Source organism: Brenneria populi (assembly GCF_036016195.1).
Taxonomy (GTDB): Bacteria; Pseudomonadota; Gammaproteobacteria; order Enterobacterales; family Enterobacteriaceae; genus Brenneria; species Brenneria populi.
On the sequence record NZ_JAYWTM010000033.1, the window covers coordinates 16,580 to 41,419 of the forward strand.

Below are 24,840 nucleotides of genomic sequence, written 5' to 3' on the forward strand. Positions count from 1 at the left end.
CGCAATAATGTTATTCACTGACTTTCTCCTCAATAAAACGCAAAACGTCCAGCAAAGTGGCTTCGTTGCCAAATCCCCCCGCTTTCGTCATGACGGGAAGGTCGCCGAGGGCACTATCCAGCAGCCGTCCCCAGGGCACGCACGATGCGATCCGCCCCTTAATTTGAAAACCGCTGGCGCCCAGCGCGGTTGCCGCCGCAATCGCAATATCGCCGCCAGATAAATACAACCCGCCCGGCGGACGCCGGCTAATTCCGCCGTCGTCCGGAAAAATGTTTTCACTCAGGACGATATTTCGGCACAGCTCCCCCAGGGACCGGCTGATGGTTTCGCCCAACTGCTGCCGGCTTAGCCGATGCCGCTGACACAGCCGGTCGATGTTAAAGCGCTGGCTGCCGCCGTGGCAGGTACGAATAATGCAGTGCTGCCCGCAAGCTAACGCCGTAAGCGCGGCGCGGCGCCACCGCTCCATGGCGGCGGGCGCCGAAGCGGTGAATAACGTATTGATATCGATATCAACGAGCGCGACGTTTTTCCGCCGGCTGACAAACGCAATCTGCTTTTGAGCGATATCGCTCATTGAGCCGATTATCGCCAGCAGCGGTTTGTCCACGGGCGGCTGCGCGCCGATCTGCTTCGCCAGCGCCTCGCTCAGCCCGGCGGACCCCACCAGCAGGGGCGAAAAAGGCAAGGCCTCGGCGGCGAGGATGATGTTCTCCAGATCGCGCTGATGCTCCGCATCCAAAACCGCCAGGCGGATCCCTTCGTCGGCCAGTTTGCCTAGATAGCGGGCCAGATCAGCCTGACGAACCTGCGCCAGAGGAACCTCCGCCACCGGCAAATCGCTTTGTTCAGCCAGACGGGCGCCCACCGCCGCGGAAAAAACCGGAGTTTTCGGGTCGCTGGCGAACTCCGTCTCGGTCAGCAGGCGATCGTTAACCCAAACCTGACCGCCGCGGGTGACGCGCCCCAACGTGGGCGCCGCCGGCGCAATCAACGCCATCGGACTTTGCGCGGCAAGGAGCGCCGCGGCCGTTTCCGCGCCGATATTGCCCCGCAGCGTGGAGTCTATTTTTTTGAAAATACGGCCTTTTCCCCCCAGCGAACGCCAGGCGCCGATCGCTGCGGCGGTGCGTTGCGCGGCAACCTCGGCGCTCGCCGCCCGGCTATCGGTGTTGATAACGAGCGCGTTTCCCGCCGCGCCCGCGGACAGCTTATTGACGTCGAATATCACGCTGACCCGGACGCCATTCAGAGACAGGCCGACGCCCGCATCGTTTGCTCCCGTGAAATCATCCGCCACGACCAATATCTGAGTCCCTGTCCGCTGCGCGTTCGGCATACTTCATCCCCGGTATCGATTGAGTGATTATGATTATATTAAATCATGATTGATTATATGTGAGCAACATCAAATTATTTAAAATGATTTTAACCTATAAAATATCCCTGAAATGGGCGATTAGGCGCTCATGAGTGAGTGGGTACGATCTTAGTGACTGAAAAAAATCACACGCTATCGAGCTGTGGTTCTGACGGAAAAGGCAAGGTAACGGCATGAACATCAATAGCACTATTATCAGCGGCTATCGGGCGCTCCAGGATATTCGCCACCTTATGGCGGGCAAACGGCACGCCTTGTTTATCACGGATAAGAATATCGTTGGCCTGCCCGACGTTCAGGCGCTGATTGAACAAGTGAAACAGACGGTGGCGCAGGTATTACTGGTGGATAACGTTCCCGCCGAGCCCAGTCAGCATGATGTGGCGGAGATCTTGGGCCAGTTGGCGCAGACGCGCGCCGATCTGGTCATCGGCGTCGGCGGCGGCAGCGTGCTGGATGTCGCCAAGCTCTTGTCGGTGCTATGCGCGGGCGATGACGCGGTCACCCTCGACGCGCTGCTGGCGGGCAAGAAACCTACGCGGCGGACAACCTCAGTATTGATCCCGACGACGGCGGGCACCGGCTCGGAAGCCACGCCGAATGCCATTCTTGCCATTCCGGAAAAGGAGACCAAAGTCGGTATTATCAGCCCGGTCATGCTGCCGGATTATGTGGTGCTGTCGCCGGAATTAACCACCAGCATGCCGCCGCATATCGCGGCGTCGACCGGCATTGATGCGCTATGCCATCTGATTGAGTGCTTTACCGCCACCGTCGCCACCCCGGTCAGCGATAACTATGCGTTGATTGGCTTAGCGAAGCTGTTTGCCAATATTGAAACTTCCGTACGCGAGCCGGGAAATCTGGCGGCAAAGCTGGATATGCTCTGGGCGTCATACTACGGCGGCGCGGCGATTGCCCACGCCGGCACCCATCTGGTCCATGCGATGTCTTATCCGCTGGGCGGCAAATACCACATTCCCCACGGCGTGGCGAACGCCATTTTGCTCGCGCCCTGCATGCGTTTTGTACAACCCGCCGCGCAGGAAAAGTTCGCTCAAGCCTACGACCTGCTGCCGGAAGCGGATCTGACGCTCAGTTCGGCGCATAAGGCCCAGGCGCTGGTGACCTACTTCGCCGATCTGGTGAAGCGGCTCGCCCTACCGAATACGCTGCAGCAGCTCGGGGTAGAAAAAAGCCACCTGCCTTATCTGGTCGACGCCGCGTTACAGGTGCAGCGTCTGATGAAAAACGTGCCGACGCAGGTCAGCGCCGACGATGTGCGCGAAATTTATTTAACGCTGTTTTAAAGCGCCGGCGCCTGCCGACGAATGAATAAGGAACAATAATGAGTAAAAAAATTGCCGGCGTACTGACCGCGATCGTTACCCCGTTCGATGCCCAGGGGGAATTTAATCCGGCGGCCATGCGTCTTCAGGTACAGCGCCAGATGAAATACGGCAACGGTATTTTCTGCAACGGCACCAACGGCGAGTTTTTCGTTTTACATACCGATGAGAAAGTCGCGGTGACCGAAACCTGCGTTGACGAAGCGGCCGGGAAAGTCCCGGTTGTCGGACATATCGGCGAAATTTCAACCCGTGAAACCATCAGGCTGGGTAAGCGCATCGCCGCGCTGGGGGTCGACGCGGTTTCCGTTATTACTCCCTATTTCGTGCCGTTGAAACAAGAGGAGTTAGTCGCCCACTACCGCGCGGTGGCGGACGCGCTGACCGTGCCGGTCTTTCTCTACAATATCCCCGCGCGCACCGGCAATACGCTGGCGCCTGAAACCGTACGCATTCTGGCGGACCATCCCAACATCATCGGCATTAAAGACAGCGCGGGCAGTTATGAAAGCCTGAGCGGTTATTTGCAGGCGGTACGGGATCTGGCGGGGTTCGACGTGCTGAATGGACCGGACTCGCTTATCCATCAGGGATTTGTCGACGGCTGTTCGGCCTGCATTTCCGGACTGGCCAACGTCGCGCCCGAGGCCGTCAGCCAGATTTGGCATCGTTTCCATGCCGGTGATATTGAGGGCTCCCGCGCTGCGCAGGAACAGGTGAGCGAACTGCGTAAGACGCTGTACGCCATTGCCTTCTCTCCGTCGGCGGTGAAAAGAGCGCTGACGCTGATGGGAGAAGAGGTGGGCGTCAGCCGCTACCCGGTTGAATTTGACGACAGTATGAACGCCGCCATTAAAAATATTATTCAGCGTCATCGCTTGTGCTAACTCGAATTATTTAGGGGATACATCTGAGATTTGAAAGAGGGCGGATATAGCTTGATAAGAAATAAAGAAAATTTATCTTTCAAAAATGACACGGGGAAATAAAAAATGGCGACAAAATTACCAACGGTAAGGCAGTCCGAACCGAATGGCGTGGTATATCGTGACGAATTTTTAAATGTGGACTTTGCCTTGATTCCAACGGGTGGAAATAACACGGCCCATGCGCCCGCATTAATCGAAACGCAGGATGGCGGTCTATTGTGCGCCTGGTTTGCCGGCAGTTTTGAGGGGAGCGGCGATATCTCCATCGCCGTCTCTAAATTATCTCCGGAAACGCAGGTCTGGTCGGTGCCAGAAATAGTATCCAAAGGCGTCGATCGCAGTGAACAGAACCCCGCTTTTTTTAGAGCGCCTAACGGCCAGATTTGGCTGATTTATACCTCGCAATTAAGCCGGCAGGAAGGCAAGGACAATATGCAGTTCACTTCGATCATTATGGTGCAAAAATCCAATGACGAAGGTCAAACCTGGGAACAACCTGAGGTACTGTTTGCCAAAGAAGGGACTTTTTCAAGGCAGGCGATTCAAATTTTAAGCAACGGACGCTGGATATTCAGCACCTGGCTATGCGAGGACTCGCCGGAGGGTTTGACAAACGACCCGACAGAATTTCAACTATCTGATGATAAAGGGAAAACCTGGAAAGCGGTACGTATGCCGGAAAGCCGCGGACGCGTTCATGCGAATGTTATTGAAGTAGAGTCAGGCCATTTAGTCGCTTTTATGCGCAGCCGTTTCGCCGATCGCGTGTATACAAGCGAATCGCATGACTTCGGCGATAGCTGGAGTGTTCCGCAAGCCAATATATTGCCGAATAATAACGCCAGCATCAGCGCTATTAAATTGCAATCTGGAGAAATCGCCTTAGCTTACAACGTTAATTCAGCCAATAACGCTGAATTTGGGAAAGTAGCCTGGCCAGGCCTGCGTAATCCCGTAGCCGTTTCTGTCACAGAAGACTTTGGCAAAACATGGCCCATCGGTAGAATTTTCGAACCGGCCGAAGGTTATATTGGGATAGAAAACAAGACCAATAACTCACAATATGAATACCCGACGCTTTATCAAGACAGCAAAGGCACCTTGCATTTGACATATGCCTACAAAAATAGGCTTTGTGTTAAATACGTCCGCTTTACCGTAGAAGATTTATTCGGTGAAAAACGTGAAACAGAAGGCCTGTACAACCCAACATCAGGCGAAGGAGTGGATAAATAATCAGCCAGTTGGATTTTCGCCATGCCCAAAATAATTCAAGTTGCAAGAAGGCGGCGACGCAGCGAATCCCCAGGAGCTTACGCCAGTAAGTGACTGGGGTGAGTGAGGAAAGCCAACGCGCCTGCGGCTTGAAGGATGAAGGGTAGAAAGTGAATATTAATTTATTTCGGCCTCACATTAGGTCTTTTCCATACGCCTTCTAATGTGAACGAAATTTAGTAGGAATGCGTGGCCAGATGAGAAAGGTCGGGCCATACAGAACATCTAACGAAATCGCATTCAATGGTTATTTTTAATTACGGTTCGCAATCAACATGTACTCGAAATAACTCGAATTGCAGGACAACAGCGCCAAAACGTTTTTAAATGCCGCTTGCGGCGGCCCCAACGGGGCGAGTAACAAAGCCAACGCACATGCAACTTGAAATATGACGAGTATAAACCTGTTAATTATTTTATAAAAATAAGGGGAAAACAAAATGACAATGGAAATGATCCATGCCCTTGTTATTTTAGTTCTAATGATTGTAATGATTATGTGCGACAAATTTGCGTTTGGCGCACCGCCTGTTATTGCTTGTCTTTTACTCGTGGTCACAGGTTTATCTACCGTTCAGGAAGCATTCGCCGGATTTATCAATTCAAGCGTGATTATGGTTGCAGGCTTCATGGTGGTAATGGCGGGGCTGATGAAGACCAGCTTAATAGGACGAGTGCAGTCCGCCATGGTGACTTTAGTCAATAAAGGCGGATATAAGAGCTATGTTCTTTTACTCATCGTGGTCATGCTTGGGGCCAGTCTGACGGGTTCTGGTTCCACGGGTTATTACGTCCTGATTTTATCTTTAGTATCGACGATCCCCTACAATAAAAAAATGCCGACATCCAAGCTGATGATGCCGTTAGGCTTTGCAACCAATCATCCGCTGGTCCCTTTCAATGTCGCGCTCTTCTACGGCGTTACCGTCAGCGTTCTTGAAACCGCCGGCCACCATACTTCACTCTCGATGCCAAAATTCGCCATAGTAAACTTTATTTTGGCGCTGGGTTTCTTAATCTGGAGTTTGGTTGCCTATCGTCTTTTACCCGACCATGCAATCAACGAACATTCCGGAGACGATGAGCTCGTAGAAAAAAGCGCGGCGGCGAGCCTGCCGAGATGGAAGGAGAATTGTACGATCGCGCTGTTTGCCATCAGCGTGGTGGGCATGATGTTGATGGGGACGATCGGCGAGTCGGCCTATGTCATTCCCGGCATTGCCGGAGTCATCATGATGATAATCAACGTTATTGATTTCAAAGAATTTCGCGAAAACATGTTCGCCCCGGTCATTCTGATGATGGCGGGCGTTATCGGCGTAGCGGATGCGTTGGCTAACTCCGGCTTCACCGTGATGATCGGTGATGTCGTGGCCGGCTCGTTGGGAACGAATATCCATCCATTCATTCTTATTTTTATCTTCGCGCTCTTAACCAGCACCTGCGCAACCTTCACCGGCTCAAATATGGGCTCTGTCTATATTTTCGCGCCCATTGCCATCATGACTTTCCTAAGCCTGGGGCTTAATCCCGTGGCAGCCGCGACCGCGGTCGTTATCTCTGGATGGAACGGCGGCTATATGCCCGTAGACGGCATGCCCGCCATGATCTTAGGAATGGGAAAATATAAGCTTCCGGAATTTTGGAAATTCACCGTACCGATGTATTTAATTCGTATTTTCGCCCTGTGCGTCGGCGCGGTAATTATGTTCCCGCTGTATCAGTAGCTGCAGGGCAGGATCTCCGCATGAATGCGGATTAATTGAGGCGCTTATACCCGCGATATTTCAAGTTGCATGCGCGTTGGCTTTTCCGCGACTCGCATTATTTAGAGTAGAAATAGGGTAAGTCGATTACCCTATTTTATAAATAATACCGTTTCACACTGAATAAAGTGAAATAAAGAGGAAAAAAGATGTTTATGTGGATGGCGGATCCCAATGCCTGGCTGACGCTGAGTACATTAACGATCCTGGAGATTGTACTGGGTATTGATAACATCATATTTTTATCGCTGGTGGTGGCGAAACTCCCTAAAGAAAAACAGAATATCGCCAGAATAACCGGATTAACGGCGGCGATGCTGATGAGACTCTCATTACTGGCCTCGATTTCCTGGCTTATGCACCTGAATCATCCTTTATTTAGGATTCTCAATCATAGCGTTTCCGTCAGAGATCTGATTCTTTTTTCCGGCGGGCTTTTTCTGATTATTAAGTCAATGAAGGAGATAAAAGAGTCGCTAATAACAGAAAAACATCAGGTCCAGAGCCATGTTACCTCTTTTTTCGGCGCCATCATTCAAATTATGCTGCTCGATATTATTTTCAGTCTCGATTCCGTCATCACGGCCGTAGGACTCTCGGAACATCTGACGATTATGATGTTAGCCGTCATTATTGCCGTTTTGGTTATGATGCTGGCCGCCAAACCCATCGGGGATTTCGTTGAAAATCACCCGTCAGTGAAAATGCTCGCATTGGCGTTTTTAATTTTGGTCGGCTTCACCCTGGTTCTTGATGGCATTCATATTCATGTCCCTAAAGGATATATCTATTTCGCCATGTTTTTCTCTATTTCCGTAGAGACGTTAAACCTCATAAGAAACAAGAATGAATATCAACTTTCAAGGAGAATATAGTGATCGCAGGTAATCTCAATCATCTGAAACCGGCCGCCTTGCCCACGCCATTATGGAATATTTTGTCCGCGCCGGGTATGACGCTGACGGAGCTGAACGCCCTGGCGGAAGGCCGCCATCAGCCGGAAGGCGCTGACTGGTTTTACAATATCGGCACCCTGAGCACCGCGCCGCAGGCGCAACGGCGCACCGAGTTTCACCGTCGTTACCTCGATATCCAGTTGATTCTGGCGGGAGAGGAGATCATCGGCTACGGCCTGAACGACGTAGACGGCCAAGCGGCGACGGAGCCTAAACCGGATCTGTACATTCTTGATAACCCAAGCGTTCCTCACAAAATCCACCTGCGCGCCGGCGATTTTGCAATCTTTTATCCGGGGGAAGCGCATCGTGCGCTGTGCGCGGTGAATGACATCCCCGCCCCGGTCAAAAAAGCCGTGTTTAAAATCCCCGCGACCCTGTTAATTCCCGCCCTGCAACGCCCCTAAGCCAAGGTAGCTCAATGCCGCTGCACGAAATCGCGGTATTGCGCCACCAGATTGAGGAAGTCCTCCAGGCCGCACAGCGACAGGCTCTCTTCATCGTAGTAGCTCATCCCCTCTTCCAGCTCATCCACCACGAACGCCAGCTGGTTGGCCTGAATCATCACTTCTTCGGCATTCAGCGACAGCGTGTATTCATGTCCGACTTTCCGCCACTCCCTTTCGCTTCCCGCCACCGAGCGGGCCGCCTCCTCCACCTCGTTCAGCAACGCCAGTTGGCCTTTGGCCTCTTCATTGAACCAATGGCCCACCGCCTCATGTCCCATCGACATTCGCACCATTACCTGGCCGGTAACGTCCCGCAAGAATTCATAGTCCATGATGCCACCCTCTGTGATAGTGCTCGTTTTTCAGTGTAATCGCTCCCCTGCCATACCACAGTGATGGCTCGCATACTTAGCGGCAAAAATTTCAGGCGCGGCGATGCTGCCCGCAAGGATGGCGTTCAGGAGGGAAAAACGATAGCAGGTTATCCGGCGCTCGGGAAGCTCGCGCCGGATTCTCCTATTGGTGTAAAGCCTTGCCGGAGGCGGCCAGCACCGCCTCATGCATCGCTTCGCTTAGCGTCGGGTGGGCGAAAATCACATGGCTGAGCGACGCTTCCGTCGCCTCAAGGTAGCGGGCGATGCCGAATCCCTGGATCTGCTCCGTCACTTCCGGCCCCACCATATGCGCGCCGAGCAGTTCGCCGCTCTCCTGGTCGAAAATGGTTTTCACAAAGCCCACGGCCTCTCCCATCGCCAACGCTTTGCCGTTGGCCCGGTAGTCGAAACGGCCGACCGAAATCGCCCGGCCGGCGGCGCGCGCCGCCGCCTCGCTCAGGCCGAAGCTGGCCACCTGCGGGCGGGAGTAGGTGCAGGCCGGGATCGCGCGCTTATCCAGCGGAGCGACGCCGTCGACGCCCGCCAGTTTCTCCACGCAGATCACCGCCTCATGGCTGGCCTTATGCGCCAGGCAGGGCGCCCCCGCGACGTCGCCGATGGCGTAAAGGCCGAAGACGTTGGTCCGGCACCACGGGTCGGTTTTGATGTAGCCGCCGGCGATCTCGACCCCCAATGCCTCCAGCCCGAGATCCTCATAGTTGGCCCGCACGCCGACCGCCAGCAGCACCTGGCTGACATCCAGCGTCTGCTGACTGCCGTCCGCCAGCCGGATAGCGCATCTGGCGCGCTCGGCGTCCGTCTCGACCGCGGTTACGCTGGCCTTGGTTATGATGCTGATGCCGCGTTGGGTAAACTGACGGGCGACCAGGGCGGAAACCTCGGCGTCCTCCAGCGGCATAATGCGATCGGCGAGCTCCACCAGCGTCACCGCGCAGCCCAGATCGTTATACAGGCTGGCGAACTCGACGCCGATGGCGCCGGTGCCGACAATCAGCAGCGAGGACGGCACAGTCTCGGGCACCAGCGCATTCATATAGTTCCAGATACGCTTGCCGTCCGGCGTGATGCCGGGCAGCCCGCGCGGCCGCGCGCCGGTAGCCAGAATAATGTGATCGGCGCGATAGGCGCCTTCTTCTTCACCGGCGCTGACGCTGACCTCCCCTTTTCCGGTCAGTTTCGCCGTGCCGGTGATAACGGTCACGCCGTTTTTTTTCATCAGCGAGGCGATGCCGGCGGTCAGCCCCGCCGACACGCTGCGGCTGCGGGCGACCAGCGTGCCGATATCGAAACGGACCGCCTCCGCGCTGAATCCGAACTCATCCATATGCGCCAGCTGATGAGCCAACTCGGCGCCGCGCAGCAGCGCCTTGGTGGGAATACAGCCCCAGTTGAGGCATACCCCGCCCAGGTGTTGCTTCTCCACCAGCGCGGTGTTGAGCCCGAGCTGCGCCGCGCGGATGGCGGCGACATAGCCGCCCGGGCCGCCGCCGATAACCAAAACGTCATAGGTATCTTTCATTTCCGCTCCTATACCAGCAGCGCGGTGGGGTTTTCCACCAGGTGCTTGAGTTGGTTAAGAAATTCGGCTCCGCTGGCGCCGTCGACCACCCGATGGTCGCAGGAGAGGGTCACGCTCATCAGCGTGCGCACCACCATTTGATCCTGTTCCGCCACCACGCGGCGCTCCCCGGCGCCGATCGCCAGAATCGCCACCTGCGGCGGATTGATAATGGCGTCGAACTGGCGTATGCCGTGCATGCCGAGATTGGAAATGCTAAACGTGCCCCCCTGGAACTCTTCCGGCTTCAGCGTCCCCGCCCTGGCTTTGGTCACCAGCGTTAACATCTCTGCGGCGATCTCGGACAGCGACTTGCGATTCGCCGCCCGCACGATCGGGGTGATCAGGCCGGCGGGCAGCGCCACGGCGATTGAAATATCCGCATCGTGGTAGCGCTGGATCTCCTGGCGATCCTGATCGAACAGCGCATTGACGCCGGGCGCCTTAACCAGCGCCAGGCCGCAGGCTTTGATCAGCATATCGGTGACCGAAAGTTTGACCGACGGTACCGCCGCATTGATCTCTTTGCGCAGCGCCAGCAGGCGATCCAGCTCCAGATCCACCTGGAGCCGGAAATGCGGCGCGTTGCGTTTGGACTCCTGCAGACGAGAAGCGATCGCCCGGCGCATACCGCTCATGGCCGTCGTTTCATAGCCCGGCGCCGCCTCTCCTGGCGCCGTATCCCCCGCCGCCGTCGGAATAGCCAAACGCGCGGCCGCCTGCTCGACATCCGCCTGACATACCCGGCCCCGGCTGCCCGTCACCCGGCAATCGTGCAGGTTGATGCCCAGTTTCGCCGCCAGACGGCGGGCCACCGGCGTCGCCGCCACCTGGGCGTCGTCCTGCCGCGAACCGGGCTGACGCGCCGCCCGCGCCTGACGCTCCGGCGTTTTAACTTTGCCGCCGTGCTGAACGATGGCCGCATTAATATCGGCGAGCGAAATTCGCCCGTCCCGTCCGCTGCCGGCGATTTTGCTCAGATCGATGCCTAGCGACGCCGCCAGACGCCGCGCATAGGACGTGGCGAAACTGTCCTGCCCGCCGTCGCCAAGCAGCGCCGCCGGCACCTGATAAGCGCCGGACGCCTGCGCCGGTTTATCCGCCTTGTCGCCGACGGCGACCGGCGCCGCCGCTGCGGGCGCGGCTAGCGGCGGCGTTTGCCGCGGCGCGCTCTCACTCTGCGGCGCCGTGGCGTTTTCGGCCGGCTTGCCCCCTTGCAGTTCGGCGACGAAGCGATCGAGCTCGTCATCGCCGACATCGGCGTCGGCCGCCAACGCCAGCGGCGCGCTGACCGGCACCGTCTCGCCCGGCTGCACCAGAATGCGCCGCAGCACGCCGGCAAAAGGCGCTTCCAGCACGTTGGTGATTTTACTGGATTCGAGCTCGCAAACTTCCTGCCCGGCGCTAAAACTCTCCCCCTCTTTAATCAGCCAGACATTAAGCGTTCCCTCTTCCATCGACAGTCCCCATTTAGGTACTTCGATTACCCGGATGGCGCTCATAGTCACTCCTCCATTACTTTGCGAACCGCGGCCTTGATGCGATCGACGCTGGGTATCCAGGCCTGTTCCAGCACGGTTGAGAAGGGAACCGGCGTATGGGGCGGCGTGACCATCGCAACCGGCGCTTTCAGCTGATAGAACGCTTCCGAGGCGATCAGCGCGGCAATATCGTGGGCGAAACTAAAGCGAGCCGCCGACTCATCGACGATCACCACGCGGCCGGTTGCCGCCACCGACTCCAGAATGCTCTCTTCATCCAGCGGAGAGACGGTGCGCGGATCGATAACCTCCACCGAGATCCCCTCTTTCGCCAGCTGATCCGCCGCCTGGTTGGCCTTATTCACCATCGCGGCCAGCGCGATAATGGTGACATCCGTCCCTTCGCGGGTGTAGTTGGCGACGCCGAACGGGATGGCGTAAGCCTGCTCCGGCACCTCGCCTTTGGTGTCGTACAAAATTTTGTGTTCGCAGAACATCACCGGATCGTCGTCGCGGATGGATTGGATCAGCAGCCCCTTGGCGTCATAGGGCGAAGACGGGACCACCACTTTCAGGCCGGGCGTGGAGGCAAAAATATTGTAGGGGGATTGCGAGTGCTGGGCCGCGGCCGAGTAGCCCGCGCCGATCATACCGCGCACCACCAGCGGCGCTTTGGCCTTGCCGCCGAACATGTAGCGGAATTTCGCCGCCTGGTTATAAACCATGTCATGACTGACGCCGAAGAAATCCATAAACATCAGCTCCGCTACCGGCCGCAGACCGGTGAGCGCCGCCCCCGCCGCCATGCCGATGATGGCGGACTCGGTTATCGGCGTATCGATAACCCGGGACGAACCGAACTGCGTCCACAGCCCTTTGGTGACGCCGAATACGCCCCCCAGCGCCTCGCCGCGGGAGCCGACTTCCACCGTCCCCGCCTGACCGCCGCAGACATCCTCGCCAATCAGCACCACGCGTTCATCCCGCTCCATTTCCTGCGCCAGCGCTTCTTTTATCGCTTCACGATACGTTTTGATCGCCATAGTCGTGCCCTCAGTAAGAGACATAAACGTCAGTAAGAACCTGATCCACCGATGGGAAAGGCGCGGCCCGGGCCTTCAGAACCGCGTCGTCCACCAGCGCCTGAACCTCGCTATCGATAGCGGCCAGTTCGTCGGCGGAAACCTGCCCTTTCACTTGTTTACTGAAGATTTGCAGGGGATCTTTTTCTTCACGCAGGCGCTCGACCTCGCCTTCCTGGCGATAAAGCATGGGATCGCCTTCGAAATGCCCGTGCCAGCGGGGGGCGAACGCTTCGATAACGCTCGGGCCGCCGCCGCTGCGCGCGCGCCGCACCGCCTCTTCGGTGGCGGCGTAAACGGCGAAAAAGTCGGTGCCGTCCACCTTCACCGCCGGCAGGCCGAAACCGCCGGCGCGCCCGGCGATATCCCGCCCGGCCACCGCATAGTCATGGCCGGTGCCTTCGCCGAACCCGTTGTTCTCAAACACGAAAATAGCGGGCAACTGCAAGACTACCGCCATATTGATCGCTTCGAACACCAGCCCCTGGTTGGAACCGCCATCGCCGGTAAAGGAGACGGCCACATCCGTCGTGCCCAGCGTTTTCGCCGTCAGCGCCGCGCCGATCACCAGCGGCGGCGCGCCGCCGACAATCGCATTGGCGCCGAGCATGCCCTTGGTTAAATCGGCGATATGCATCGAACCGCCTTTTCCGCGGCATAAGCCGGTTTCCCGACCGAAAATTTCCGCCATCATGCCGTGGATATCGCAGCCTTTGGCAATGCAATGCCCGTGTCCGCGATGGGTGGAGCCGATATAGTCCCGATCGCTCAGGTTCTGACAAACGCCGACAGCGATTGCTTCTTCACCGCTATACAGATGGATAAACCCCGGAATATCCCCAGTGGTGTTTTCCTTATGCAGTCGCTCCTCGAAAACGCGGATCTCGCGCATTTTGCGATAGGCCTGCAATAACGCCTGTTTGCTTAAAGACATGATTTTGCCCTCACTTGCCTGGTTTTACCGTTGTTAACGGTGACCCCTGTCACGGGATCCACCCTCGCCAGAGATTAAGATAAGGGGATGAAACGGCGAGGGTAACTACCCGAACGGGTAGTCGAAGCGGCTAAATTGGGGGGGATAAAAAAGCAGCCATTACGCCGGCGAATCACAACCTGATGACAATAGGACCACATGAGGATCGCGCCCCATGAATGAGAACCTTTTGTACCCGACGCTAACGTCAGCCATCGACTATCGCCAGAAGTCATTTACCCTCAGCCACGGCCTGCCGCTGATAGCGACTAAACTCGCTCCGCCACGCGCCTCCGCCGCCGTTTTGCGCCGCGATCGCCTGTTGTCTCGCCTGGATCGGGCGCATCAGCTCAGCCTGGCGCTGGTCTGCGCCGGCGCCGGATTCGGCAAAACCACCCTGCTGAGCCAATGGCAGCGGGAGATGATCGCCCAGGGGCACTGCGTGGCCTGGCTGAGCCTGGACGAGCAGGACAATGCGCTGCATGATTTCCGGCGCTATCTGTTGGCCGCCCTGCACCCTTATTGCGGCGAGCTGTTCAGCCAGCTTGAACCCATCGCGCCGGGCGCCTCGCTGTGTACCGAAGACGGGTTTATGCGTAACCTGATCAATAGCCTCAGCCAGCGCCAGACCCCGCTGTATATCGTCATCGACGATTTTCATCTGATTCGCAATCCGGTGATTTTGCAGGATATCAACGAACTGGTGACCTACGCTCCGGCCTGCCTGCATCTGCTGCTGGGTAGCCGCAGCCTGCCGACGCTGCCGTTGGCGCGCATGCTGGCGGGCAACCAGATGGTGATTATCGATATCAACGATCTGCGTTTCAATCCGGCGGAAATTCTGGCGTATTTCGCCGAAACCGCCCATCAGGACCTCGACCAGGCCGATATTCAACGGCTGCTGGCTATCACCGAAGGCTGGATCACCGGCATCCAGATAGCCGCGCTCTCCGCCGCCGGCAGCGGCAACGCCCTGTTTCAAACCCTGGAAGGCCCGGCCGGCGCCAAGCAGATGGCGCGCTATTTACAGGAAGTGGTGCTGAATCCTCTGCCGCCGGAAATACAGCAGTTTTTATTACAGACATCCATCCTCACTCGCTTTACGCCGGAGTTGTGCAACGCCGTCACCCTGCGAAGCGATGGTAAACAGATGCTGAACTTTATCGAACAGCATAATCTGTTTATTTCGCCGCTGGACGAACAGGGCGGCTGGTTCCGTTACCACTCGCTGTTCGCCGAGGCGCAATATGAGCGCCTGGCCAACGAGCAGAGCAACATCGCCGAACTGCATGAGCGCGCCGGCAACTGGCTGGCGGCCAACGGACACTGGGCCGAAGCCATCCGCCACGCGCTGGCGGCAGGCAAACTGGAAGAGAGCGCCGCCTACGCCGCGCCGAGCGCGCAATCGCTGGCCGAGGAGGGCGATATCGACACGCTGGTGCGCTGGCTGCAACAGTTGCCGTTAACCGAGGGCGCCCCCGAAGAGCGTATTGAGCTACAGCTGAACCTGGCCTGGGCGCTGGCCCACTACTTTCGTTTCGATGAAGCGCGGGCGCTGCTGAACCGGCTACAGTCCGGCTCCGCGCTTCGTCGGCTAAGCGCGCGGCTACGCATCAAATGGCAGGTGATCAGCGCCATTTCCGCCTCGTTCGCCGAAGAGATTCTGACAAGCGAGGCGCTGGTCAAGCCGCTGCTCAGCCAGGTTCCCTGCGGCGACAGCTGGGTCGACGGCCTGGTATGCAATATCCTCAGCTATAACTATCTGGTACAGGAACGCTATCGGGACGTCGCCGCGGTACAACAACATATGCCCCCGCCCTCCGCCCCGCAGGATAATTTGTTCGTCAGCGTCTACCGGGCGTTTATTCTGGGAATTAACCACGTGCGTCAGGCCGATCTGCGCACCGGCGAAATTTATTACCGGCAGGCGTTAAAACAGGCCGAACGCCTGACCGGCGTCGGCTCCTGCGGCAGCGCGACCTTGCAGGCTCTGCTGGCGGAAATCCATTATGAAGAGGAGGATCTCCTGCTGCTGGATTCGCAGGTCGCTCCCCATCTGGCCAAAATCGATATCATCGCGCCGCCGGACGCCCTATTCAGCGCCTACCGCGCGCTGATCCGGCGGGCGTTGCCGCGCGACGCGGGACAGGCGAAGGTGCTTCTCGAACACGCGCTGCGGGTGGCGATCGGCCGCGGCTGGCCGCGGCTGCAAGGCATGCTGCTGGCGGAACAGATCCGCATGTCGGTACTGCAAAACCAGAGATGCCAGGCGCAGGAGTCGATGCGTCAGCTTACCGAGCTCAGCGAACAATATCGGCAGACGCTGCCGCTCGCCAACTATCTGCGAACCAGCCGCGTCACCGCGCAGGCCCAAATGCTTATGGATGAGGAGCCGGGTAAGGCGGCGCGTCTGCTGTGGCCGTTGGTGCAACAGTTGGAAAAACGCCGCTGTATACTGGAAGCGCTCAGGCAGCGCGCGCTGTGCGCGGTAGCCTGGTGGCGCGACGGCGACCGGCAACAGGCCGAAGAGGTGCTGCTGCCGGTGATAAAACTGGCAAGAAGTCAAAATCTGAAGCGCAGCCTGCTGGACGCCGGCGCGGAAATCTGCCCGCTGCTTCAGCACATGCAGGAGAAAATGGCCGCCGACGATCGCAGCTATATCGCCAATCTGTTAGGCGCTTCGCCGCTGATGGAAACAGGGCCGGCCGCCGATTGGAGCCCCTTGCCTCCGCTGACCGAACGAGAAAATCAGACGCTGCTGCTGATCGCCCAGGGCCGTTCGAATAAAGAGATCGCCCGCACCATGGCCATCTCGGTGGATACGGTCAAATGGCACTTAAAGAACCTCTACGGCAAGCTTGATGTGACCAGCCGCACCCAGGCGATGGGCCGGGCCAAAATGCTAAGCGAAATCGACTGCGCCGAGTAAGAAAGACGCAGCCGGGATAATGACGGGCGGGGATGGATAAAGAGACGCGCGCAGCCCTTGACGACGAGAACCTCTTGGTACAGTCCGGGAATACAGCAAGGCCGCCACACTCTGCGGAGGGCACAAAAACCATCCATTATCGTTAGCGAGAATGGCGACGGATCAGGCCACGCGACTCCAGCATGCGCCGTGTGCTCTCCAGTTCTTTTTGCAGTAACGCGGCATCCGGCAACACCGTCCGATAGTTTGCCGCCATGACTTGGGTGGGCAACCCTTCCAGCGCATATCTCGCCAGTGCGCGGCCTTTGTCAGCGCAGAGAATCAGGCCCACGGGGGGATTTTCATCAGCAAATGTCCAGTGTTCTCTGGCATAGTTGCAGTACATGTGCATCTGACCCGCATTGGCATGGGTCAGACCGCCGAGTTTCAAATCGACGATGACCGGGCGCCGCAGCCGACGATGGAATAATAAAAGATCCACCCGATACCAGGTCTGATCGATACGTAATCGGCGCTGCCGCCCGATAAACGTGAAGCCATCGCCAAGCTCCAGCAGAAAATCTTCCAGTCGCCGAATCAAGGCTTCTTCAAGGTCGGATTCTGAATATTCGTCTTTGAGATCCAGAAATTCCAGCACATACGGGGCTTTGATTGCCTCATCGGGCGTGACCGTATCTTTCAGCTTCGGCGTCGAACCTTTGACCAGCATTGCAGCCTTGTCTCTGGATAGCGCAGTCCGTTCATAGAACTGGCTGCCGATCTGTCGGTCTAGCTGGCGTACGCTCCACCCTCCCTGTAAAGCTTCGGTTTCATAGAACTGGCGGGCATGATCATCCTTGACCGATAGCAGCCGGACATAGGCGGACCACGGCAGCGTGAAAACCTGAGCCAGTTCGTCGAGATCGAAATTCCGAGACACTGTCTCGGATTTCTCGGCTGGAAACTCACTTTCAGATTTCCGCGACAGCGTCGCGGAAATGACAGGCTGTGGATACACGAGGAAGAACCTCCGCATGTTTTCCAGATTGTCCGCGCTGAAGCCGCGTCCGAACCGGGCCGTCAGATCGTCAGACAATCGTGCAATCAACTACTCACCGTAACCGGCTCGCCGCTCCCCCTGTTGCTCGGCTTCGACGATACGGCGACCTATTTCCCAATAGCTCGCCGTCATCAACGCATTGACGCTACGCACCGCTGCATGGCGTGTAGTATCGAGTAATTGTACGATATCGCTATGGATACCGGCGGAGCTAGTCGGCAAGGCGGAGCTTTTTACCGCCGTAGCAGGCGGCGTCTTCTTACTATTCATACCGCTGCCTCCGTAGAACATGATGCCCTTGTGATTGTTTTACGCCGACGCGCCGCCAGTTCAGCCGCCTTGCGCCCGGATCGTCAAACGCCGCCAGCCGACGCAAACGGTACGGATACGGGCGGCGCTCTCCCTGATAAAACAGCAGCCGCAGCGTGTTGAAATCGCTGAGAAACAGCTTGCATACCCTATCATGTGATTGCATGTCGTCCCTGACGGATAGCGTTCCCTACAAGCGGCAGGATAGCGCATGGCGACGGCGGGTAAAGATAACCCGACGCGGCCTGCGAAGCCCCCCGCAAGATTTAACGTCACGTAGTGACGGCCCACAGGGCGAGTCTCAGGGATGAGACGAGTAAAAAATCGCCGGGCGCTTTCTCCGCCATCCGACCCTCCGGCATATTTCCTGCAATATTCCCCGGTGCGCCGGCATCCCACGATAACGACCGCTCGTAACGGCGGAATAAATCAGGCAAACTAATTTCCAAAAGGAAAATAGTTTGCTAAATTACTCGTTATTTTAAACCATTTTAATTTCCATTTAACACACAACATTCAAAGGAGCCGCTGTTATGACCATGGCTGATTCCTCACGATCGCCGGGCGCGTTGGAAAACGCCCTATCCAGACTGCAGTGCGTACTCGTCGCTCGCCGTTCCCGCTACACGCCGGAAACCGTTACCTGGGGACAGTACGATATCCTTGAGCTGTTGCGCCTGCGCGGCGCGGCGACCCCCTCGCAATTGAGCGAGCGGCTGGCTATTGCCCGGACCGGCGTATCCAAGGCCCTGCGGGTATTGAAGGATCTGGATCTGGTGGCGCAGACCTCCGCCGACGGCGATCGCCGCGAGCAGGTCACCATTCTGACCGAACACGGCCTAGACTTTCTGACGCGCGCCGCGATTGGCCGTCAGGACGGCGCCCAGCGGGTTATGGCGGCATTGACCCCGGGCGAGCAGGCCATATTCACCGAGCTATGCGACAAGGCCAGCGCGGCGCTGGAGAGTTCGGATCTGCGTGATGAGGCCGAGCGAGCATGAGCGGTGACGACACAGATTACCGGGATATCGAGATTATCGGCGCCCGCAACAATAATCTGCGCAACGTGAACCTGCGCATCCCCAAACACCGCATCACCGTCTTCACCGGCGTATCCGGCTCCGGCAAATCATCTCTGGTTTTCGATACCATCGCCGCCGAATCACAGCGACAGCTTAATGAAAGCCATAGCGCCTTCGTTCGCCATCGGCTGCCGCACTACGGCCAGCCGCAGGCCGACGCGCTGCGTAACCTGCCCGCCTCCATCGTGGTCGACCAAAAACCGCTAGGGGGCAACGCGCGATCCACGGTAGGCACCGTAACCGATATCCAACCGCTGCTAAGGCTGTTATTTTCGCGGGCCGGACTGCCGTTCGTCGGCTATGCCAACGTTTTCTCCTTCAATCATCCGCAGGGCATGTGCCCAACGTGCCAGGGACTCGGCGTCGTCGACCGGCCCGATTTAGAACGGCTGTTCGATCGCGGCAAATCGCTGAATCAGGGCGCGATCCGCTTTCCCACCTTCGCCCCCGGCACTTTTCGTTGGAAACGCTACGCCTGTTCCGGCCTGTTCGACTGCGACAAGCCATTAAAAGACTACAGCGCAGAGGAATGGCGAACGCTGCTGTACGCCGACGATCTGCCGGTATCCCATCCTCTGCCGGGCTGGCCCGCCAGCGCGCGCTTTCAAGGCGTGCTGCCGCGCCTGCGCCGCGCCTATCTGGATCACGAGCCCAGCCGGCTGACGCAGGCCGAACGCGACGGCCTGGCCCGCGTGATCGCTCGCCAGAGCTGTCAGGCGTGCCACGGTTCACGGCTCAATCCAACCATCCTCTCTTGCCGGATTGCGGGTCAATCCATCGCCGACTGCTCCGCGATGGAAGTGTCCGATCTGCTGCCGTTTATCCGCGCCATCAAGGCGGCGCCCGTCGCCACCGTGAGCGCCGCCATCGCTGAGCGGCTGGAACAGATGGTCGCCATCGGGCTGGACTACCTGAGCCTGAACCGGGAAACCGCCAGCCTGTCGGGAGGCGAATCGCAACGGGTCAAAATGGTGCGTCACCTGGGCAGCAGTCTGGCGGACATCGCGTACATTTTTGACGAGCCCAGCGCGGGACTGCATCCGCGCGACGTGCGTCAGCTTAATACGCTGCTGCGCCGGCTGCGTGACAAAGGCAATACCGTGCTGGTGGTGGAGCATGACCCGGACGTGATCGCCATTGCCGACCGCGTGGTGGATATGGGGCCGCAGGCCGGCGCAGAAGGCGGAAACGTCGTCTACCAGGGAACCTATTCCGGTCTGCGCCGCGCCGATACGCTGACCGGGCGCAGCCTGTCCCGAACCCTAAAGCTCAAAGCGCGCGTTCGTCAGCCGACCGGACAGCTGACGCTATGCGACGTATCGCTGTATAGCCTGAAGCACGTTAGCGTCTCTGTGCCGACCGGCGTTCTCACCGTCGTCACGGGCGTCGCGGGCTCCGGCAAAAGTACGCTGGTCAATCGCCTGCTGCCGCGTTATTACCCCCATGCGATACTTATCGATCAACGCGCGCTGGGGGGAACGCGGCGATCCTCGATCATCAGCTATCTCGGCGCGCTTGACCCGATCAGAGCGCTATTCGCCCGCGCCAGCGGGAAACCGGCCGCGCTTTTCAGCAACAACGCCCAGGGCGCCTGCCCGCTATGCAAGGGGTTGGGACAGGTTCAGACCGACCTGGCGTTTATGGACGATGTGGAAACGCCCTGCGAAGCGTGCGCGGCGACAGGATTCAATGAGGCGGCGCGGGCGGTTATTGTTCAGGGTCATAATATTGCCGGAATATTGTCGTTATCGGTCGCCGAAGCCGTACGTCTCTTTGCCGGACAGGAGGAGATCGCAGCGCCTTTACAACGCCTGATACGCGTCGGGTTGGGGTACGTCAAACTGGGGCAGCGGCTCAGCACGCTTTCCGGCGGGGAGCGCCAACGCCTGAAGCTGGCCGCCCGGCTGAAAGAGGAAGGCAGTCTGTATATTTTCGACGAACCGACCTCCGGACTGCATATGGCGGATATCGAACGCCTGCTGAAGGTGTTCGATGACCTGACCGGAAAAGGGCATACCGTTATCGTCGTGGAACACAACTTGGATGTCATCGCCCACGCGGACTGGCTGATAGAAATGGGCCCCGGCGCGGGCAAACGGGGAGGGAAAATCATCTTCGAGGGAACGCCGGCGGCAATGCTGACGTCCTCGGCCTCAATCACCGCGCCGTTTCTGGAACACTACGCCGCCAAGCCGGGATGCGGGTAAAGGCAACCCGACGCGGCCTGCGAAGCCGCCCGCAAGATTTAACGCCGCTGACGACGGCCCGCCGGCGCCATTTTCCCATAGCGCCGCCACGGGATTGTTGTATATGAGAAGTATTACCGTTAACCTCTTCTACCTCGTCAGTCATTCCCGATCCGTAAAGGAGCAACCAGACGGCTATGCAAGGTAAAGGTCAACGGCATATTTACCGCCTATTCGCGCTTGTATTCAGTTTATGCGCCGGCGTGTTTATCAGCGGCTGCGACGTTCAGGATAAGACCCCGCCGCAGGCTTCCTCCGGTCAGCATCTCGACGGCTGGCCCCGAACCCTGCAAACCCTCAAAGGACCGCTGACGCTGCAACAGCCGCCGCGGCGGATCGTCTCCACCAGCGTGACCATCAGCGGAACCCTGCTCGCCATCAACGCGCCGCTGATCGGCTCCGGCGCCACCAGCCCCCGCAGCGCGGTGGCGGATAGCCAAGGATTCTTTTCACAGTGGAGCCAACAGGCCGCAGAGCGCGGCGTCAAACCGCTTTACATCACCGAACCGAACGCCGAGGCCATCGCCGCCGCCGCGCCCGATCTGATTGTCATCGCCGCCACGGGGGGAGACTCGGCGCTCAAGCTGTACGAACAGCTGTCGGCGATCGCCCCGACGCTGGTGATCGACTACGGCGATAAAAGCTGGCAGCAGTTGGCGCAGCAGCTCGGCGAGGCGACCGGCCGCGAAGCCGATGCGCGCCATATCATCAGCCAGTTCGAACAGCGGGTTCTCGCCGTCAAACAGTCCATACAACTGCCTCCGCAGCCGGTTTCCGCGTTGGTGTATTATGAGGACGGGCGCGGCGTCAACCTCTGGACCGCCGCATCGGCGCAGGGGCAGTTGCTACACGAACTGGGATTTCAACTCGCCCCCCTCCCCGCGGATATCAAAACGGAAACCACCCAGGGCAAGCGTCGGGATATCGTACAGATTTCCGGCGAGAATATGGCCGATGGCCTTGGCGGAAAATCGCTGCTGCTGTTCTCCGCGGATGATAGAACGGTCTATAGAGTGATAGGCAATCCGTTCCTGAGCCACCTGGAGCCGGTGATAAAAAATCAGGTGTGGCCCATGGGATTGGATACGTTCCGGCTGGATTATTACAGCGCCAATAACATGCTGGATAGCATCGAGCGCTACTTCCACAAACCCTAGCCGCAATCCGCTTCCGATGCCTGCCCAATCGAACGGGCGTCGGGGAAATAGGCCCGTCGGCGCCAGGCGCGACCAAACACCGGGTTTACGTCAATGTATTTGCTAAACGGCGCGTGCTAGCATGGCTGTAATGATAATAATTATCAGACCGTGACACAGTTAGATATTACTCGCCCCGCTGTCGGGGCTCGCCCTTCGGGCCGCCGCAAGCGGCGTTCAAAAACGCACACGTTTTTGTAGGGGAAACACGGGGGGAGGTTCCCGTTTACGACGCCTCGCCCCCCGTGGTCGCCCCGGGTATCTCAATCCGACAGACGGGTTTGTCAGCAAACTCATTATTATATCCGTTCTTTAGTGAATGAAGGGAGCGCTACTTGAGGATGTCATGTCACCATCCCTGTCCTGAAGCCGTCAATAACATGTCGAGTCCCTCCCGTCCCAACAGCATGCGACGCCTGCCCGGTATGATATTGTGCCTGGCGCTTATCGCCGTCAGCGCGGTCGCCAGCCTGATGCTCGGCGCCAAACCCATTGCGCCGGAGGTGGTCTGGATGAGCCTAAGCGGACAACTCAACAATGCGGACAGCACCATTATTCTTAACGCCCGGCTGCCGCGCACGCTGGCGGGCATTATCGTCGGTATGGCGCTAGGCGGCGCGGGAGCGGTAATACAGGCGCTGACGCGCAATCCGCTCGCCGACCCCGGCATTCTCGGCGTGAACGCCGGGGCCAGCTTCGCCATCGTGGTCGGAATTACCTGTTTCGGCATTAACGGTATAGCCGCCTGGCTTGGTTTCGCCTGGCTGGGCGTACTGGCGACCAGCCTGATGGTCTGGGTCATCGGCACGCTCAGCGGCGGCCGCGTCAACCCCATTCGCCTGACGCTGGCCGGCGTCGCGTTAAGCGCGGTGCTGACGGGCATCACCTCGTCAATCTCGCTGCTGAACCCCGATGCGTTCGACCAGATGAGAATTTGGGAGGCCGGCACGCTGGATATCCGCTCCCTGCGACATATCGCCCTGGTCACGCCGACCATTCTGCTCGGCTGCGGGCTGGCGCTGGCGGCATCCCGCTCGTTGAACGCGCTCGGGATGGGCGAAGATATCGCCACCGCCCTGGGCACCCGCGTGACGCGGATTCGCGTAATAGCGGTGGTGGCGATTATGCTGATGTGCGGCTCTTCCACCGCGCTGGTCGGGCCGATCGGCTTTGTCGGGCTGATGATCCCGCATATCGCCCGCTGGTGGGCGGGGCCGGATCAGCGCTGGGTAGTGATTTATTCCCTGTTGTTCGCGCCGGTGCTGCTGCTGTGCGCCGATATCGCCGGCCGTTTACTGGTGCCCGGCGAATTACGGGTGTCGATCGTCACCGCGTTCATCGGCGCGCCGGTGCTGATCTGGCTGGTTCGTCGGCGCAAGGTGTAAGGAAACGCAATATGAACACCAGAACACTGCTCCTGCGCGGCCCGTCGGGCGATATCTATGGCCGTCTGCCGCTGCGCGCGCTAATCGTCAACGGCATACTGCTGCTGTTAAGCCTGATGCTGATCACGCTGGCGGTTAGCATCGGCACCCTGCAGCTCTCGCCGCTCGACGTCTGGCGCGCCTTTGCCGGCCACGGGGAGTCCGGCGTCGTCACCGTCATCACCCAGTGGCGCGCCCCCCGGGCGATCGTCGCGCTGTTGCTTGGCGCCGGGCTGGGCGTCAGCGGCGCGATTTTCCAGTCGATTATCCGCAACCCGCTGGGCAGCCCGGACATCATCGGGTTTAATACCGGCGCCTATACCGGCGCGCTGCTGGTTATCATTCTGCTCAACGGCGGCTACTACCAGATCGCCAGCGGCGCGATGCTGGGCGGGATCGCCACCGCGGCGCTGGTCTATCTGCTGGCGTGGCGCGGCGGCATCGTCGGCTTTCGCTTAATTATCGTCGGCATCGCCATCAGCGCGATCCTGGCCGCGTTCAATACCTGGCTTATCATTACCGGATCGCTGGAAAGCGCGATGACGGCGGCGCTATGGGGAACCGGCTCGTTGAACGGCATGACCTGGATGAAGGCCCAGCCCGCCATCTTTATTATTCCCCTGACGATCGCTGCCGCGCTATTAATGGGAAAACGGCTGCGGCTGCTGGAGATGGGCGACGACAGCGCCCAGTCGCTCGGCGTAAATGCCGAAGCCAGCCGTCTGTGGCTAATGCTGTTCGGCATCAGTCTGACCGCGGCGGCCACCGCCACCGCCGGACCGATATCCTTTATCGCGCTTGCCGCGCCGCAAATTGCCCGACGCATGACCCAGTCCAGCGGAACGCCGCTGTTCTCCTCCGCCATGGTCGGCGCCATCCTGCTGTTGACGGCGGATATCGCGGCCCAGAACGCCTTTACCGGCATCCAGCTTCCGGTCGGCGCGGTGACGGTCAGCATCGGCGGAATTTATCTGATTTGGCTGCTGATCCGTGAAGCACGTCGTTAACCATCGAGAAG

At 58.5% G+C, this 24,840-nt stretch carries 19 protein-coding genes and 1 pseudogene; 12 read left to right on the plus strand and 8 right to left on the minus strand.

Translation table 11 applies throughout. The features are described from left to right. Positions 1 to 10 precede the first annotated feature (10 nt). Positions 11 to 1,342: a D-threonate kinase gene (dtnK, locus tag VSX58_RS20405; RefSeq protein ID WP_327619709.1), complete on the minus strand. Its 1,332-nt coding sequence runs from the start codon at positions 1,340 to 1,342 to the stop codon at positions 11 to 13. Positions 1,343 to 1,557: 215 nt separating this feature from the next. Here dtnK and VSX58_RS20410 point away from each other — a divergent pair, with 215 nt between their 5' ends. The 6 genes from VSX58_RS20410 to VSX58_RS20435 all read left to right on the plus strand — a co-directional run bounded on the left by VSX58_RS20410 (position 1,558) and on the right by VSX58_RS20435 (position 8,066). Next, on the plus strand, positions 1,558 to 2,694 hold the full coding sequence (locus tag VSX58_RS20410) for an iron-containing alcohol dehydrogenase (RefSeq protein ID WP_327619710.1): 1,137 nt from the start codon (positions 1,558 to 1,560) through the stop codon (positions 2,692 to 2,694). 38 nt (positions 2,695 to 2,732) lie between these two features. After that, complete coding sequence (locus VSX58_RS20415) at positions 2,733 to 3,620, plus strand: dihydrodipicolinate synthase family protein (RefSeq protein WP_327619711.1); 888 nt, start codon at positions 2,733 to 2,735, stop codon at positions 3,618 to 3,620. 105 nt (positions 3,621 to 3,725) lie between these two features. Beyond that, positions 3,726 to 4,898: a sialidase family protein gene (locus tag VSX58_RS20420; protein WP_327619712.1), complete on the plus strand. Its 1,173-nt coding sequence runs from the start codon at positions 3,726 to 3,728 to the stop codon at positions 4,896 to 4,898. Positions 4,899 to 5,377: 479 nt separating this feature from the next. Continuing rightward, the gene (locus VSX58_RS20425) at positions 5,378 to 6,664 is read left to right on the plus strand and encodes an SLC13 family permease (RefSeq protein WP_327619713.1); all 1,287 of its coding nucleotides are present in this window, start codon (positions 5,378 to 5,380) and stop codon (positions 6,662 to 6,664) included. Positions 6,665 to 6,852: 188 nt separating this feature from the next. Further along, complete coding sequence (locus VSX58_RS20430) at positions 6,853 to 7,578, plus strand: TerC family protein (protein WP_327619714.1); 726 nt, start codon at positions 6,853 to 6,855, stop codon at positions 7,576 to 7,578. Further along, positions 7,578 to 8,066 carry a YhcH/YjgK/YiaL family protein gene (locus VSX58_RS20435; protein ID WP_327619715.1) on the plus strand — a complete coding sequence of 163 codons (489 nt, stop codon included), beginning with the start codon at positions 7,578 to 7,580 and terminating at the stop codon, positions 8,064 to 8,066. Before VSX58_RS20430 ends, VSX58_RS20435 begins: the two co-directional genes overlap by 1 nt. Before the next feature lie 11 nt (positions 8,067 to 8,077). On the opposite strand, the gene yacL is transcribed toward VSX58_RS20435, so the two are convergent. The 5 genes from yacL to VSX58_RS20460 all read right to left on the minus strand — a co-directional run bounded on the left by yacL (position 8,078) and on the right by VSX58_RS20460 (position 13,558). Then, the gene (yacL, locus tag VSX58_RS20440) at positions 8,078 to 8,440 is read right to left on the minus strand and encodes a protein YacL (protein ID WP_327612093.1); all 363 of its coding nucleotides are present in this window, start codon (positions 8,438 to 8,440) and stop codon (positions 8,078 to 8,080) included. A gap of 184 nt (positions 8,441 to 8,624) precedes the next feature. Beyond that, the gene (lpdA, locus tag VSX58_RS20445; RefSeq protein ID WP_327619716.1) at positions 8,625 to 10,022 is read right to left on the minus strand and encodes a dihydrolipoyl dehydrogenase; all 1,398 of its coding nucleotides are present in this window, start codon (positions 10,020 to 10,022) and stop codon (positions 8,625 to 8,627) included. An 8-nt stretch (positions 10,023 to 10,030) separates the two neighbouring features. Next, positions 10,031 to 11,563, minus strand: a complete 1,533-nt coding sequence (locus VSX58_RS20450) for a 2-oxo acid dehydrogenase subunit E2 (RefSeq protein WP_327619717.1) — start codon at positions 11,561 to 11,563, stop codon at positions 10,031 to 10,033. Between the two features lie 2 nt (positions 11,564 to 11,565). Further along, complete coding sequence (locus VSX58_RS20455; protein WP_327612096.1) at positions 11,566 to 12,585, minus strand: alpha-ketoacid dehydrogenase subunit beta; 1,020 nt, start codon at positions 12,583 to 12,585, stop codon at positions 11,566 to 11,568. 10 nt (positions 12,586 to 12,595) lie between these two features. Then, on the minus strand, positions 12,596 to 13,558 hold the full coding sequence (locus tag VSX58_RS20460) for a thiamine pyrophosphate-dependent dehydrogenase E1 component subunit alpha (RefSeq protein ID WP_327612097.1): 963 nt from the start codon (positions 13,556 to 13,558) through the stop codon (positions 12,596 to 12,598). A gap of 214 nt (positions 13,559 to 13,772) precedes the next feature. Between VSX58_RS20460 and VSX58_RS20465 the strand changes: the two genes are divergently transcribed. Next, positions 13,773 to 16,526: a LuxR C-terminal-related transcriptional regulator gene (locus tag VSX58_RS20465; protein ID WP_327619718.1), complete on the plus strand. Its 2,754-nt coding sequence runs from the start codon at positions 13,773 to 13,775 to the stop codon at positions 16,524 to 16,526. A 142-nt stretch (positions 16,527 to 16,668) separates the two neighbouring features. On the opposite strand, the pseudogene VSX58_RS20470 reads toward VSX58_RS20465, so the two are convergent. Then, positions 16,669 to 17,835: pseudogene (locus VSX58_RS20470) on the minus strand (PDDEXK nuclease domain-containing protein). Beyond that, positions 17,828 to 18,040 (minus strand): hypothetical protein, encoded by a 213-nt coding sequence (locus VSX58_RS20475; RefSeq protein WP_327619719.1) that lies wholly within the window; start codon positions 18,038 to 18,040, stop codon positions 17,828 to 17,830. Before VSX58_RS20475 ends, VSX58_RS20470 begins: the two are co-directional and overlap by 8 nt. A gap of 367 nt (positions 18,041 to 18,407) precedes the next feature. On the opposite strand from VSX58_RS20475, the gene VSX58_RS20480 reads away from it, so the two are divergent. The 5 genes from VSX58_RS20480 (at position 18,408) to fepG (ending at position 24,829) form a co-directional block, all read left to right on the plus strand. After that, positions 18,408 to 18,875 (plus strand): MarR family winged helix-turn-helix transcriptional regulator, encoded by a 468-nt coding sequence (locus VSX58_RS20480; protein WP_327619720.1) that lies wholly within the window; start codon positions 18,408 to 18,410, stop codon positions 18,873 to 18,875. Then, a complete protein-coding gene (locus tag VSX58_RS20485; protein ID WP_327619721.1) occupies positions 18,872 to 21,163 on the plus strand; it encodes an excinuclease ABC subunit UvrA in 2,292 nt (763 codons plus the stop codon). The genes VSX58_RS20480 and VSX58_RS20485 overlap by 4 nt, the downstream gene beginning before the upstream one ends. Before the next feature lie 176 nt (positions 21,164 to 21,339). Continuing rightward, the gene (gene fepB, locus VSX58_RS20490) at positions 21,340 to 22,359 is read left to right on the plus strand and encodes a Fe2+-enterobactin ABC transporter substrate-binding protein (RefSeq protein ID WP_327619722.1); all 1,020 of its coding nucleotides are present in this window, start codon (positions 21,340 to 21,342) and stop codon (positions 22,357 to 22,359) included. Positions 22,360 to 22,778: 419 nt separating this feature from the next. After that, complete coding sequence (gene fepD / locus VSX58_RS20495) at positions 22,779 to 23,783, plus strand: Fe(3+)-siderophore ABC transporter permease (RefSeq protein ID WP_327619723.1); 1,005 nt, start codon at positions 22,779 to 22,781, stop codon at positions 23,781 to 23,783. A gap of 11 nt (positions 23,784 to 23,794) precedes the next feature. Next, positions 23,795 to 24,829, plus strand: coding sequence for an iron-enterobactin ABC transporter permease (gene fepG / locus VSX58_RS20500; RefSeq protein ID WP_327619724.1), 1,035 nt, complete (start codon positions 23,795 to 23,797; stop codon positions 24,827 to 24,829). The last annotated feature ends 11 nt before the right edge of the window (positions 24,830 to 24,840 follow it).

What these genes read in the sequence shown, in the direction of transcription:
- dtnK (WP_327619709.1), bottom strand. Translation starts at nt 1,342, where the DNA reads ATGCCGAACGCGCAGCGGACAGGGACTCAGATATTGGTCGTGGCGGAT.
- VSX58_RS20410 (WP_327619710.1), top strand. Translation starts at nt 1,558, where the DNA reads ATGAACATCAATAGCACTATTATCAGCGGCTATCGGGCGCTCCAGGAT.
- VSX58_RS20415 (WP_327619711.1), top strand. Translation starts at nt 2,733, where the DNA reads ATGAGTAAAAAAATTGCCGGCGTACTGACCGCGATCGTTACCCCGTTC.
- VSX58_RS20420 (WP_327619712.1), top strand. Translation starts at nt 3,726, where the DNA reads ATGGCGACAAAATTACCAACGGTAAGGCAGTCCGAACCGAATGGCGTG.
- VSX58_RS20425 (WP_327619713.1), top strand. Translation starts at nt 5,378, where the DNA reads ATGACAATGGAAATGATCCATGCCCTTGTTATTTTAGTTCTAATGATT.
- VSX58_RS20430 (WP_327619714.1), top strand. Translation starts at nt 6,853, where the DNA reads ATGTTTATGTGGATGGCGGATCCCAATGCCTGGCTGACGCTGAGTACA.
- yacL (WP_327612093.1), bottom strand. Translation starts at nt 8,440, where the DNA reads ATGGACTATGAATTCTTGCGGGACGTTACCGGCCAGGTAATGGTGCGA.
- lpdA (WP_327619716.1), bottom strand. Translation starts at nt 10,022, where the DNA reads ATGAAAGATACCTATGACGTTTTGGTTATCGGCGGCGGCCCGGGCGGC.
- VSX58_RS20450 (WP_327619717.1), bottom strand. Translation starts at nt 11,563, where the DNA reads ATGAGCGCCATCCGGGTAATCGAAGTACCTAAATGGGGACTGTCGATG.
- VSX58_RS20455 (WP_327612096.1), bottom strand. Translation starts at nt 12,585, where the DNA reads ATGGCGATCAAAACGTATCGTGAAGCGATAAAAGAAGCGCTGGCGCAG.
- VSX58_RS20460 (WP_327612097.1), bottom strand. Translation starts at nt 13,558, where the DNA reads ATGTCTTTAAGCAAACAGGCGTTATTGCAGGCCTATCGCAAAATGCGC.
- VSX58_RS20465 (WP_327619718.1), top strand. Translation starts at nt 13,773, where the DNA reads ATGAATGAGAACCTTTTGTACCCGACGCTAACGTCAGCCATCGACTAT.
- VSX58_RS20475 (WP_327619719.1), bottom strand. Translation starts at nt 18,040, where the DNA reads ATGCAATCACATGATAGGGTATGCAAGCTGTTTCTCAGCGATTTCAAC.
- VSX58_RS20480 (WP_327619720.1), top strand. Translation starts at nt 18,408, where the DNA reads ATGACCATGGCTGATTCCTCACGATCGCCGGGCGCGTTGGAAAACGCC.
- VSX58_RS20485 (WP_327619721.1), top strand. Translation starts at nt 18,872, where the DNA reads ATGAGCGGTGACGACACAGATTACCGGGATATCGAGATTATCGGCGCC.
- fepB (WP_327619722.1), top strand. Translation starts at nt 21,340, where the DNA reads ATGCAAGGTAAAGGTCAACGGCATATTTACCGCCTATTCGCGCTTGTA.
- fepD (WP_327619723.1), top strand. Translation starts at nt 22,779, where the DNA reads ATGTCGAGTCCCTCCCGTCCCAACAGCATGCGACGCCTGCCCGGTATG.
- fepG (WP_327619724.1), top strand. Translation starts at nt 23,795, where the DNA reads ATGAACACCAGAACACTGCTCCTGCGCGGCCCGTCGGGCGATATCTAT.